Raw genomic sequence first — 12,807 nt, forward strand, 5'->3', positions numbered from 1 at the left:
GGAGAGGGTGCCCAGCCTCAGCGGGCAGCCGGCGTGGCGGCAACGGTGAGGCCAACCCGCGCCTCGTCGTCGGCAGCGTCCGGATTGGCAGCGCCCGTCTCAGGGGCACTGGCCAACGGCCCGGTGCCGGTGGCCGCGGTGGTCGCGGCGCCGGTGGCGGCCGCGACTGGGGTGCGGGCTCGACGGGTACGGCGCAGGGCCCGCACGGCGAAGAGCAGTGCGGTCAGCCAGCCGGCGGCCAGCAGGGCGTACAGGATGGGGCGGAGCGGGCCGTCCAGCTCGGCCGACCGGATCAGCGTGCGGGCGTTGCTCAGCACGATCACGCCGCCGACCGCCGCGCCCAGCAGTTGGGCGGGCACGATGCGGACCAGCCAGGCGGCCAGCGGAGCGGCGATGAGCCCACCGATCAGCAGGGCCACGACGGTGGGGAGAAGGAATCCCTCAGTGCCCAGCCCGATCAGGAAGCCGACGCTGGCGGCGCTCGCCACCACGAACTCGGCGGTGTCGACCGAGCCGATCACCTTGCGCGGCTCCAGGCGGCCGGAGACCAGCAGCGCCGGGGTGGCCACCGGGCCCCAACCTCCGCCGCCGGTGGCGTCGACGAAGCCCGCGACCAGGCCGAGCGGGCCGAGGAAGCGGCCGCGCAGCCGCCCGCCGATCCGGTCGGTACGCAGCGGTCGGGCGAAGCGGACCAGCAGGTACGCGCCGAGCGTGAAGAGGATGCAGGCCATCCACGGCGCGGCCGCCTCGGTGGAGATCGAGCTGAGGAGGGTGGCCCCGGCGAACGCGCCTATCGCGCCGGGCAGGGCGATGCGGGTCACCACCCGCCAGTCGACGTTGCCGAACCGCCAGTGCGCGACGCCAGCCGCGAGCGTGGTGCCGATCTCGGCCAGGTGCACCGACGCCGAGGCGGCGGCGGGAGCGACCCCGACGACCAGCAGCAACGTGGACGAGGTCAACCCGTACGCCATACCGAGCGAACCATCGATCAACTGCGCGACGAGCCCGACCAGAGCGAGAACCAGCAGCTTGCGCACGAGCGCCCCCTGACTTTTCGGTATCTCCTATCGACTTGGTCGACAATGCGCCACGGGGCAACCGGGGTCAAGACCCCGACCGGGGGATGGGACGCCACCACGAGGCGCAGCCGAGCCGACCGCCGCGCGACGCACGTCGGCAATTGCGACGCATCCCCGCAGACCAACGCCCGGACGCACCCACGCGCGGGTGCGTCGCGACCGCGCAGGCTCCACCGCTGCGAGATCTTGGACAGTTTCCGTTCAGCGCGGACGGAAACTGTCCAAGATCTCGCGCAGGCCGCGCCTCGGCAGAGCATGAGGCTGCGCATGAGGCCGCACCGCGGCACAGCATGAGGCCGCACCGCGGCACAGCATGAAGCAGCGCATGAACCAGCGCGCGGCAGAGCATGAGCCCGCGCCGCGGCAGAGCGTGAAGCCGCGCTGGGGTTGTCACGGCCGGGATCGGCCGCTCGGACCCGCTCGGGCTCAGATCCAGGCGCGCGGGTCGGCGGCCAGCTCGGTGACCCGGGCCGGCAACGTGCCAGCGGCCACGTCGGCGACGCTCACCAGTTCGAGGATCTCCCGCTCGCTGGCGCGCAGCGCGATCCAGACCTCCTGCAGGGCACGGGCCGGACCGTGGTAGCCGAGCTGCTCGGGGCGCTGCCCCCGCACGTGCGCCAGCGGCCCGTCGATCACCCGGATCACCTCCGCCAGGGAGATCTCCTCGGCCGGGCGGGCCAACCAGTAGCCGCCCTCCGGACCGCGCTGGGCGTGCACGATGCCACCCCGACGCAGTTGCAGCAGGATGCTCTCCAGGAACTTCGGCGGGATCTCCTGCGCACGCGCGATCTGGTCGGCGGTGACCGGCCGCCCCCGCCCGGGGCCACTGGCCGTCGCGGCGAGTTCGGCGGCCGCGCGGAGGGCGTAATCGACCCGGGCGGAGAGACGCATGCCGGCAAGGTTAGCCCGCAGGTCATCCGGCCGGGTCGGCGACCCTCGGCCGATCGGTCACGCATCGACGAATAGCCGATAGCGTCGTACGCCGTTATCCACCGACAGGTGGGGCCCGGAAAGCTGATTCGGAGCGTCCTTATGCTGGGCGGGCGGTATGACTGCCGGAGCGGTTACGAGGGCTCGGGCAGCACATTGATGAACACCCGGTTCCATCCGGGGGGAGGGCACCACGATGACCGATGTCGCCACACGCACCTGGGACGGCATGACGATCCCGATCGCCGGCACCTACCGCCTCGATCAGGCGCACAAGCGGATCGGTTTCCTGTCCCGCCACATGATGGTGAGCCCCGTCCGCGGCGAGTTCGCCGAGGCGACCGCGGAGATCTTCGTGGCGGAGGATCCGCTGCGCTCCGGGGTGACCGCCACCATCCAGGCGGCGAGTATCTCCACCGGGAGTGTCGACCGGGACACCCACCTGAAAAGCGCCGACTTCCTCGACGTGGAGAGTTATCCCACGCTCGAATATCGAAGCACGGGCATCAGCTGGCAGAACAATGAGGACCCGATTTTCTACTGGGCCCGGCTGCGAAACCACCGACTCGGCGGACGAGGCAGAAGTCACAATCCCCCGCCGCAGTCCGAGCCCGGTCGATTCGTGCTCACCGGTGAGTTGACCGTAAAGGGGATCACCCGTGCCGTGGACCTTCAGGTGAATTTCGGCGGCGCCCGTCGTGATCCGTACGGGCAGAACATCTTCGGATTCAGCGCGACGGCCGAGATCAACCGGGAGGACTACGGCCTGCTCTGGAATGTCGCGCTGGAGAGCGGCGGCGTTCTGGTCGGGAAGACCGTGCAGATCGAGATCGCCGGCGAGGCCATCCACGAGGCGTGACCGCCCGAGGGCCCGTCTCCGCGACGAGGCGTCCCGAACCCGGGCCGGGGCGGGTCAGGCGCCGACGCGGCGCAGCAGACCCTCCTGCACGGCGCTGGCGATCTGCCGGCCCTCGGTGGTGAACATCCGGCCGGTGGCCAGGCCCCGCGCGCCGGACGCCGACGGGCTCCAGCAGTCGTAGAGGAACCACTCGTCGGCGCGGAACGGCCTGTGGAACCACAGCGCGTGGTCCAGGCTCGCGCCGACCACACCGCCCGGCCCCCACACCTCGCCGTGCACGGAGAGCACCGAGTCGAGCAGGGTGAGATCCGAGGCGTACGTGAGGGCGCACGCGTGCAGCAGCGGGTCGTCGGGCAGTTTGCCGTCGATGCGCATCCAGACCCGCTGGTGCGGGTCGGCCGGCCGGTCGCCGGGGCGGACCCAGCCGGGCTCCCCCACGTAGCGCACGTCGATCGGGCGGGGGATCTGCCCCCAGATGCCCAGGCGCTCGGGGTAGCGGGAGAGCCGATCGGACATCGTCGGCACGTCCTGCGGAGCGGGCACGTCCAGCGGCGCGGGGGCCTGGTGGTCCAGCCCCTCCTCGGCCCGCTGGAAGGACGCCGACATGAAGAAGATCGGCTTGTCGTGCTGGAGGGCGACCGCTCGGCGCACCGAGAAGGACCTGCCGTCGCGGATGTTCTCCACCTGGTACTCGATCGGCTCGACCGGGTCGCCGGGGCGGACGAAGTAGCCGTGCAGCGAGTGCACGAACCGCTCCGGGTCCACCGTGCGGCCGGCGGCGACCAGGGCCTGACCGGCAACCTGGCCGCCGTACACCCGTTGTGGGCCGACCGGGGGGCTCATCCCCCGGAAGGTCATGTCACCGGTCGGGTCGAGGTCCAGCACTTCCAGCAGCTGGTCGACCGCTGCCTGGCCGACCGCGACCCGACCGTCGCTCACTGCAGCGCCCGCGCCGACGCCGCGTCGACCAGCGAGCCGAGCTGGTGTACGCGCAGCGTGTTGGTCGAGCCGGGGGTGCCGGGCGGGCTGCCCGCCACGATCACCACGTAGTCACCGGGGTTGGCCCGGTCGAGACCGAGCAGCGCCTGGTCGACCTGGCGGAACATGTCGTCGGTGTGCTGCACGAACGGCATGAGGAAGGTCTCCACGCCCCAGGTCAGGGCGAGCTGGTCGCGCACCTCGGGGACCGGGGTGAACGCCAGCAGCGGCAGGTCGCAGTGCAGGCGGGAGAGCCGCCGGACGGTGTCGCCGGTCTGCGAGAAGGCGACAAGCGCCTTGGCGTTGATGGCCCGGGCGATCGACGAGGCGGCCACGGTGAGCGCGCCGCCGTGGGTACGCGGGTCGTGCTGCAACCGGGGCACGCCGATCGAGCCGGCCTCGGTGGTCGTCACGATCTTGGCCATGGTGCTGACGGTCAGCACCGGGTACTTGCCGACGCTTGTCTCGCCGGAGAGCATCACCGCGTCCGCGCCGTCGAGCACCGCGTTGGCGACGTCGGAGGCCTCCGCCCGGGTGGGGCGCGAGTTCTCGATCATGGAGTCGAGCATCTGGGTGGCCACGATGACGGGCTTGGCGTTCTCCCGGCACAGCTGCACGGCCCGCTTCTGCACCAGCGGGACCTCGTCCAGCGGCATCTCCACGCCGAGGTCGCCGCGCGCGACCATGACGCCGTCGAAGGCCAGCACGATGGCCTCCAGGTGCTCCACGGCCTCCGGCTTCTCGACCTTGGCCAGCACCGGGCGGTACACGCCCTCCTCGGCCATGATGTTGTGGACGAGCTTGATGTCCTCGGCCGAGCGCACGAAGGACAGGGCGACCAGGTCGACGCCGAGCCCCAGGGAGAAGCGCAGGTCCTCGGCGTCCTTGTCCGACATGGCGGGCACGCTGACCGCCACGTTGGGCAGCGACACGCCCTTGTTGTTGGAGACCGGGCCGCCCTCGGTGACCAGGCAGCGGATGTCGTTGCCGGTGACGTCGGTGACCTCGACGGCGACGCGGCCGTCGTCGATCAGCAGCCGGTCGCCGGGCTTCACCTCGTGCGGGAGCTTCGTGTAGGTGCAGGAGACCCGCTCCTTGGTGCCGATGACGTCGTCGCCGGTGATCACGACGGAGTCACCGGTGCGCCACTCGTGCGGGCCGTCGGCGAACTTACCGAGCCGAATCTTGGGGCCCTGCAGGTCGGCGAGGATGGCGACCGGCTTGCCGGCCGCCTCGGACGCCTCCCGGACCAGTCGGTAGACCGCCTCGTGGTCGGCGTGGCTGCCGTGGCTGAAGTTGAGCCTCGCCACGTTCATGCCGGCCTCGACAAGACCCCGGATGCGCTCCGGGGACGAGGTGGCGGGACCCAGAGTGCAGACGATCTTTACGCGGCGTGTCACGCCCATCAGGCTAGTCTCTCCTTCAGGTCGGACTCGGGGCCGACCCCTTGCAGGCAGCGGAACAGGTGTCCAACAACGCGCGGCGCGCGTCGGACCGGCGGGCGGAACCGCACCGGGAACGTTGTGGCGACGGGCAACGGCGACCGCGCGCCGGGAATCGTACGCCTGTCGTGGCGGGCGGTGTCGGGGCGCTCCCGGCCCCGGCTCATTCCGGGTGCCCCGACGGGGGCAGCGTGGGCACGGCGGTGAGCAGGTCACGGCTGTCGTAGTGCCGCTTGGCCCGGCGCAGACGCGCCCAGTTCGCGCCGTACGCCAGCCGGACGCGTTCGGTCTCGGTCGGGGCGAGCAGGTTCGGATAGCCCCCGGGCAGGGCCAGCGGGGCGAGCGCCGCCGACGTGCGCTCGGCCCACGCGTGGTGCGGCGAGGCGTCCCCGCCCGGCGGCCACGCCGCGATGATCTCGGTCAGCAGGTGCTCGGCGCGCAGGCCGAACGCCGTGTCGCCGAGCCGGACCCGGGTGGCCGCGCCGTGGAAGTGGTGCAGGGCCAGCGCGGAGAACGGCGAGGTGACCTGCCGGGCGGCGTCGACAAGCGCGTCCACCGCGCCGTCGGCGAGCGGGGACGGCAGCCAGCGGGTGCGCAGCAGATAGTGGTTTCCGTCGACCATTCCGCCGTCGAACATCCGCAACGCGTCCGCGTACGGCAGCGGGTCGACCTGGTCGACAAGCGGGGTGCCCAGCGCCCGCAGCCGGTCCAGCCACGGCCGCCCGGCGTCGAGGTCCGGGCCGCTGTAGAAGGGGCAGACGAAGACCACCGGTTCGCCGGCCGGGCCGGGCAGGAAACCGGCCATCACCGTCAACTCGTCCGGGGCGTCGGCGATCAGCGCCGCGTACCCGCGCAGCACGGCCGGCGCCTCGGCCAGCGCGAACATGATCATGCCGGCGAGCACGGCGGGCAGCCGGTGCGCCCGGTACCGCAGCTCGGTGACCACGCCGACGTTCCCGCCGCCGCCGCGCAGCGCCCAGTACAACTCGGCGTCGTGGCGCGGATCGGCGGTGACCCGACGACCGTCGGGAAGGACGACCTCCGCGCCGAGCAGGTTGTCCAGGGCCAGGCCGAACCGCCCGCAGAGCGGCCCGTACCCGCCGGCCAGGGTCAGCCCGGCCATGCCCACGTCCCGGACCACACCGGTGGGCACCACCAGGTCGTCCGGGGCGGCGGCGGCGAGCAGGTCTGCTGCGGTGGCTCCGCCGGCCACCGTCACCGTGCCCCGCTCCGCGTCGACCCGGACCGCGCGCAGGCCGGTCAGGTCGAGCACCAGGCCACCGTCGCGCAGCGCCCGGCCGGCCCAGTCGTGGCCGCCGGAGCGGACCGACACCGGCAGGTGGCACCGGGCGGCGACGCGGATCGCCGCGGCCACCTCGTCGGCGTCCAGGCAGCGGGCGACCAGGGCGGGCACACGGTCGACGGCGGCGTTCCACAGGTGGGTGGCGGTGTCGAACCCGGGTTCGCCCGGCTCGTGCAGGCGGTCGCCGAGCAGGGCGCGCAGCCGCGCGGCGGCGGACGCGACATCTCCGGTGGCGGCGGAGCTCATGGCGTCTCCTCGACCGGGTCCCGCCGATGACGCCGGGTGCGCCCCGACTGCGGTCCTCGGTGCGCGCGACCGTAGCACCGGCGGACGGCTGATCGCCGTCACCATCACGACACCCGTCGCTGAACCGACCGTCAGCTCTCGGCCTTGACCAGCGGAAACTCCAACGAGCCGGCCGGGCAGAGGAAGGTCAGCACGTCCACCCGGTAGAGGCCGGCCTGCACCGAGGGATCGGCCTCCAGCACGCTGCGCACGTCCTCGACGCTGCCCGTGCGGGCCAGCCCGAAGCCGATCGGCGGCTCCGGTTCACGGGCCGGGCCGTCGACCGAGCCGGCGACCAGGATGATCCCGCTGCGCTGCAACGCCTGCATGTGCTCGGTGTGCTCGGCCTGCAACCGCTGCACCGTCTCCGGGGGCAGCGCCCGTGCGGCCGCGCCGGGATAGAGCACGATGCACTCGTACGTGTCGAGCGCGAAGTCGACCTGCGGCGTTCCCGCCATGGTGCTCCCTCCGCCGTCGCGCCGGCACGCGCCGGGCCGGCCGCCCGAGCCGGCGTCACCGGCCCGCGCCCAGCGTCGCACGCCGACGACTGCGGTACCTGTCGCTCCGCGCAACTGGCCCCGCCGCGGTGGGGGGTGACCCGGTCCGCCCCACCCCACCGCCGTGACGGGTCCGTCAGGGGCCGAGGTGGGCGTAGCCGGCCCACACCTCGGGTAGGCCGGGCAGGCGGGCGCGGAGCCGGCGGACCGCCCGGTGCAGGGCCACCGCCGCCCGGTCGGGTGCGATCCCGTCGGGCACCGCCAGACCGTCGTACACGTCGGCGCAGAGCCGCACGGTCATCGCGTCCGAGATGGACCACAGCGCGCCGATGACCTGCCGGAAACCGGCGAGCTGGAACGCGGTGCCGAGGGTGAGCGCCTCGTCGGGCAGGGCCGCCCCGCCGCGTACCGTCTCGCAGGCGGAGAGGACGGCCAGCGCGGCCGGGTTGCCGGCGGGTAGCCACAGGTCCCTGACGTGCAGCGCGCCTCCGGCCAACGCGAGACGCCCCCACGCCGGGGCGTGCAGGTCCTGCGTGCCGTGGCAGCACAGGTGGACGACCGGCTGGTCGGGTAGCGCGGCCAGCACCGCCGCCGGGGTGGCCGCCGGGCCGAGCAGCGAACGGACCCGGGGCACATGCCGGCGGACGATCTTCTCCTCCCGCCCGACGCCTGGCAGGTCGGCCAGGCCCGGGGTCTGCGGCATGCCGACCACAAGCGCCGAGTCGACCGGTTCGGGTCGGGCCGGCACACCGCGCCGGGCGTGCGTCAGCGCCCGCAACGAGGCCGTGTACGACGGCACCACCCGGTCCAGAACCCCCTCGCCGCCGTCCGATGGCGCGGCGGCGTGCAACGGCAGCAGGGTGAGCAGCCCGGTGGGGCACCACCACAGACGTGGCCAGTCCGGGTCGGAGGGCGCCGGATCGGGCAGGGCCGTGTCGAGCACCGGCGCCGCGACCGTCCGCCACAGCCAGTCCAGGGTGTCGCCGACGGTGGCCCGCGCCGCCTCAAGGCGGCTCTGTGTCTCCGGCTCGGAGGCGTTCGCCGCCGCCGGGCCGGTGAGCACCGCGATCGCGGTGAGGAAGGCCGCCGTCCGGGTGACCAGCTCGGCAAGGGTCAGGTCGGGCAGGGGCACCGGGTCGACCCGACCGTCGACGACGACGAGCGCGTCGCAGCGCCGGGCGGCAACGTTGACAAGCACCACGGGACCACCCGCGGCGGCCTTGGCCAGCGTGGCGAACGGCGGCGGGCGGAGAAAGTCGGCGAACCCGGGCTGGTCGCGGATCTCGGTAAGCAGGTCGCGTCGGCGTACGGCGAGGTCGTACCGCCGCTCCGGCGCGGGCCCGGCCACGCCGACAGGTGACAGCGCACCGGCCGAGGGGACGGCGAAGTCGTCGAGGGCGCCCTGCACCTCGGCGAGCTGGGCTGCCAGCCGGGGTGCCCGTGCGCGCAGCGCGGCCAGGTCGGCGCCCGCGTCGTGGGCCCGGGTCAGCAGGACGCCCCGGCCGTACTCCAGCAGCTCGACCGCGCGCTCCAGGTCGTCGACGGCAATGGCGACCGCCGCCGCGTCGGTGGCCAGCCCGGAGAACAGCCCGAGCAGGCGGGCCTGGTCGTCGTGGTCCATCCCGTGCCAGGCCACCAGGTCGATCAGCCCGATCGTGTCGGCGTACCCGTCGAGCGCCGCCGTCAGATCACCTGCCGCGGCGGCGCGTGTCGCGTACCGCGCGGCCGTCCTGGCGCGCAGCAACGACGGGGCGGACTCCACCTGGGCGGCGAGGCGCAGCGCCTCGGTCGCCTCGGTCGACGCCGCGGACCCGTCGGCCGCGACGTCGGCGACCGCTTCGAGGGCGGTGGCGAGGTTGTTCAGGCACATGGTGCGGGCCGGATGCTCGTCGGCCAGCACGTCGACGGCCCCCCGGTACGCGGCCAGCATGGCGTCGGCGTCGGCCTCGGCGTGTCCCGCCTGAAAGCGCAGCAGCAGCGCGTTGCCGAGGTTCGTGCGGATGCGGTGCCTGTCGATGTCGGCCATCTGCCGATCGTTCAACAGCTCCAACAGGTCGATCGCCTCGTCCAGTGCCGCCGGGTCGTCGCGCAGCCGGTGCCGCAGCAGGTGGGCCAGGGCGAGGGTGGCGACCGTCTGGGCGTACTCGACCGGGCCGGCCTCCCGTTCGGCCAGCTCGGCGGCCTCGCGCAGCGCGGCCACCGCGGCGTCGGAGTCCGCGGCGATGCCAGCCGCGACCTGCTCGGCGGGCTGGCCGCCGACGGGCAGCGCGTCGTCCAGGAAGAGCTCGACCCGGCGGTTCAGGGCGGCGCCGTAGTTGGTAAGCGCCGGCAGCCGGTCCGGGTGACCCGGTGGGGTGGTGTCGGTCACCTGCGCCAGCACCTGGACGGCCTCGGTCAGGGTCGCGAGCTGCTGGGTCGAGGCGAACAGCGCCTGCAGCACCAGGCCGAGGTTCGAGCGGTACCGGGGCAGGAGCGTGGCGTCCGGCCCGGCGGCGGCCACGGCGGCCCGCAGCGCGACCGCGGCCGGCTCCAGCAGTGCCGGTTCCCCGGCCTGGTCGGAGAGTTCCCGCAGGGTGTTGCCGAGGTTGTTGAGCACCTGGTGGCGCAGCGGGTCGGTACGGGGCAACAGCCGTTCCGCCTCGGTCAGCGCGTCCCGACCGGCGCGCAGCGCGCGTACGCCTCCCAGGTCGGCGTGGCCGGCGGCGAGCGCGTGGCCGAGGTCGGCGAGCCGGCGCGCCCGCCTCTCGGGGTTCGGGGCGGCGGCCACGCCGTCGCGCAGCAGCCGCACCGCCTCGGTGACGTCGTCGGGGCGTCGCCGCCGCTCGTGGCGGGTCACCAGAAGGCTGGCCAGGGCATGGCGCAGCTCGTCGAGGTCGGTTCCGCCGGGAGTCGGCCCGGCACCGAGCGTCGCCCGGTAGGCGTCGATCGCCGCGTCGAGGTCGACCGGGTCGCCGTCGGCCCGGTGCCGTTCGGCCAGCAGAGCGGCGAGCCCGACCTGGGCGCTGCCGGCCAGCTCCGGGTCGAGCCCGCCGAACCCGGTCAGCGCCGACCGGTACGCCTCGATGGCGGCATTCCGGTCGGCGGGCGTCCGGTCGCGCAGGAATCGCTCGGCGAGCACGGTGCCGCGCAGCGCGGCGACGCGGGGGTCGTCGCTGTCCCGGGCCGCGCCGAGGACGTCGACCGCCTCGTCGAGGTCGCTCGGCCGCCCGTGCAGCCGCCACCTGTCGCGCAGCCGCTGGCCGAGGTTCATCCGCGCCATCGTTCGCACCGGCGTGCCCGTGGCGGCGGCCCGGACGGCGTCGCGCAGCGACGTGATCGACTCGTCGAGCGCGGCCGGGTCGCGGTCGACGTCGTACGTGTCGCCCAGGACGTTGGCGAGGTTGAACAGCCGTACCGGACGTTCCGGGTCGCCGACCGCGGTGGCCTCCAGGCTCTCCCGGTGTGCCGCGACGGCCGCCGGGAGGGCCCGCCGCCGGCCGAGGTGCTGGAACTGGTCGCGGTGGACCTTGCCGAGGGCGGACAGGAAGTGCACCCGCTCCGGCGCCCCCGGCGGCGTACCCGAAATCGCCTGTCGCAGCAGTGATTCGGCCTGGTCGGCCGCCCGGTAGTCGCGGCTGGTCTCCGCGGCGGCCATCAGCAGGACCGCCTCGACGTAGTAGGCGCCGGCGGTGTCGGCGCCCGGGCCGGCCGAGCGTGGGCCGGGCCGGGTCGGCGGCGCGGCGGCGGGTGGGGCGCCGCCGTCCGGCGCGCGATGCGCGTGCAGCAGGGCCCGCATCGCCGGCGGGACCCGCTCCGGGGCGAAGCGCAGCAGGAACTCGGTGAGCCCGAGCGCCTGGCCGAGGTCGTCGGCGTCCTCGCCGGCGGGCAGCAGGTGGTAGCGGTACCAGTGCAGGCTGGCCAGGAGGAACACGCCCTCGGCGACCCGCTCGGGCAGCGGCCCGTCCGTGGGCGTGGCGGTCACCAGGTCGATGACCGCCTCGGCGTCGCGGATCGCGCCGGAGTCGAGGACCGCCCGGGGGTCGCGGGTGGCGTCGAAGCGGTCCAGCCGCTCCCCCAGCCGACTTACCGGGTCGGGTCTGAACCGTCGCCACATCGCGCCTCCCCCGGCCGGCCGTACCGACTCGGATCAGGCGTAGCAGACCGGACAGGACGGACGCCAGAGCCTGTGTCAAAGTCCTCGGTCGAGCCGGTGGCGGCATGACGGGCGTTTTCCGGGGGATGATCACGAGGTGGTGGGTTGTCCTTCTCCCCCGCCGCGACGAAGACGATTGGGGATGCGCGTATGGCGACCGACATCAGCAAGCAGCCCGCGAAGGCGTCCGGCACGTACCGGATCGGGGGCGACGTCACCGTCAACCGGCTCGGTTACGGGGCGATGCAGATCACCGGGCCGGGCGTGTGGGGTGATCCGAAGGACCCGGCCGAGGCGCTGCGCGTGCTGCGCCGGGCGGTCGAGCTGGGCGTGACGTTCATCGACACCGCCGACTCGTACGGCCCGTTCGTGTCCGAGATGCTGATCCGCGAGGCTCTGCACCCGTACGCCGACGACCTGGTCATCGCCACAAAGGCCGGGCTGACCCGCTCCGGCCCGGGCGACTGGCGTCCGGTGGGCCGTCCGGAGTACCTGCGTCAGCAGTGTGAGCTGAGCCTGCGTCACCTGGGTCTGGACAGCATCCCGCTCTACCAGCTGCACCGGATCGACCCGCAGGTCCCGCTGGCCGACCAGTTGGGTGAGCTGGCCCTGCTGCGGCAGGAGGGCAAGATCCGCCACATCGGGTTGTCCGAGGTGAGCGTCGAGCAGATCGAGCAGGCCCGCGCGATCACCACCATCGCCTCGGTGCAGAACCTGTACAACCTCGCCAACCGCAGCGCCGAGGACGTCCTGGAGTACTGCGAGCGCAACGACCTCGCGTTCATCCCGTGGTTCCCGATCGCCACCGGTGAGCTGGCCCGACCGGGTGGCCCGCTGGACGCGATCTCCACCGGGCACGGGGCGACGCCCGCGCAGCTCGCGCTGGCCTGGCTGCTGCGCCGCTCGCCGGTGATGCTGCCGATCCCCGGCACGTCCTCGGTGGCGCACCTGGAGGAGAACGTGGCCGCGGCCGACGTGCGGCTCACCGACGACGAGTTCGAGTCGCTGGCCAAGGCGAGCTGAGCGGGGCCGGGGGGGGGGGGGGGGGGGGGGGGGGGGGGGGGGGGCCGGCCGCCCCCCCCCCCCGCGCGGGGGGGGGGGCGGGCGGGGGGGGGCCCCCCCCGCGGCGGCCCCCCGCGCGCGCGGGCCCGGGGGTGGGCGCCGCCGGCCCCGTGGACGCGCTGTGGGGGGCGGGCCGCTAACGGGTACGCGGTCGCCCAGAGCCGCACCGGAACCCGCAGCGCCCCGGAACTGTCGGCGGTGAACCGGCCGGGCGTGACCCGGACCAGCCCGTCGCACACG

Annotated in this window: 9 protein-coding genes; 2 read left to right on the forward strand and 7 right to left on the reverse strand. The window is 74.0% G+C overall.

Annotated features, from left to right (window positions below; all coding sequences use genetic code 11):
• Nucleotides 1-17 precede the first annotated feature (17 nt).
• Nucleotides 18-1,037: a sulfite exporter TauE/SafE family protein gene (locus tag ACGFIE_RS22705; protein ID WP_393297460.1), complete on the reverse strand. Its 1,020-nt coding sequence runs from the start codon at nucleotides 1,035-1,037 to the stop codon at nucleotides 18-20.
• A gap of 468 nt (nucleotides 1,038-1,505) precedes the next feature.
• Nucleotides 1,506-1,970: an Rrf2 family transcriptional regulator gene (locus tag ACGFIE_RS22710; protein WP_007462839.1), complete on the reverse strand. Its 465-nt coding sequence runs from the start codon at nucleotides 1,968-1,970 to the stop codon at nucleotides 1,506-1,508.
• A 235-nt stretch (nucleotides 1,971-2,205) separates the two neighbouring features.
• Here ACGFIE_RS22710 and ACGFIE_RS22715 point away from each other — a divergent pair, with 235 nt between their 5' ends.
• The gene (locus ACGFIE_RS22715) at nucleotides 2,206-2,868 is read left to right on the forward strand and encodes a YceI family protein (protein ID WP_393297463.1); all 663 of its coding nucleotides are present in this window, start codon (nucleotides 2,206-2,208) and stop codon (nucleotides 2,866-2,868) included.
• 54 nt (nucleotides 2,869-2,922) lie between these two features.
• On the opposite strand, the gene ACGFIE_RS22720 is transcribed toward ACGFIE_RS22715, so the two are convergent.
• The 5 genes from ACGFIE_RS22720 to ACGFIE_RS22740 form a co-directional block, all read right to left on the reverse strand.
• Nucleotides 2,923-3,807 carry an acyl-CoA thioesterase gene (locus ACGFIE_RS22720; RefSeq protein ID WP_393297466.1) on the reverse strand — a complete coding sequence of 295 codons (885 nt, stop codon included), beginning with the start codon at nucleotides 3,805-3,807 and terminating at the stop codon, nucleotides 2,923-2,925.
• On the reverse strand, nucleotides 3,804-5,252 hold the full coding sequence (pyk, locus tag ACGFIE_RS22725; protein ID WP_363688765.1) for a pyruvate kinase: 1,449 nt from the start codon (nucleotides 5,250-5,252) through the stop codon (nucleotides 3,804-3,806). Before pyk ends, ACGFIE_RS22720 begins: the two co-directional genes overlap by 4 nt.
• A 199-nt stretch (nucleotides 5,253-5,451) precedes the next feature.
• Nucleotides 5,452-6,837 (reverse strand): FAD-binding oxidoreductase, encoded by a 1,386-nt coding sequence (locus ACGFIE_RS22730; RefSeq protein WP_393297469.1) that lies wholly within the window; start codon nucleotides 6,835-6,837, stop codon nucleotides 5,452-5,454.
• A gap of 131 nt (nucleotides 6,838-6,968) precedes the next feature.
• Complete coding sequence (locus ACGFIE_RS22735; protein WP_393297472.1) at nucleotides 6,969-7,334, reverse strand: YciI family protein; 366 nt, start codon at nucleotides 7,332-7,334, stop codon at nucleotides 6,969-6,971.
• Nucleotides 7,335-7,509: 175 nt separating this feature from the next.
• Nucleotides 7,510-11,466 carry a CHAT domain-containing protein gene (locus ACGFIE_RS22740; protein WP_393297475.1) on the reverse strand — a complete coding sequence of 1,319 codons (3,957 nt, stop codon included), beginning with the start codon at nucleotides 11,464-11,466 and terminating at the stop codon, nucleotides 7,510-7,512.
• A gap of 189 nt (nucleotides 11,467-11,655) precedes the next feature.
• Here ACGFIE_RS22740 and ACGFIE_RS22745 point away from each other — a divergent pair, with 189 nt between their 5' ends.
• Nucleotides 11,656-12,528, forward strand: coding sequence for an aldo/keto reductase (locus ACGFIE_RS22745; protein WP_363688757.1), 873 nt, complete (start codon nucleotides 11,656-11,658; stop codon nucleotides 12,526-12,528).
• Nucleotides 12,529-12,807 lie beyond the last annotated feature (279 nt).

Origin of the sequence: Micromonospora sp. NPDC049275, from assembly GCF_043197115.1 — a bacterium.
GTDB lineage: Bacteria > Actinomycetota > Actinomycetes > Mycobacteriales > Micromonosporaceae > Micromonospora.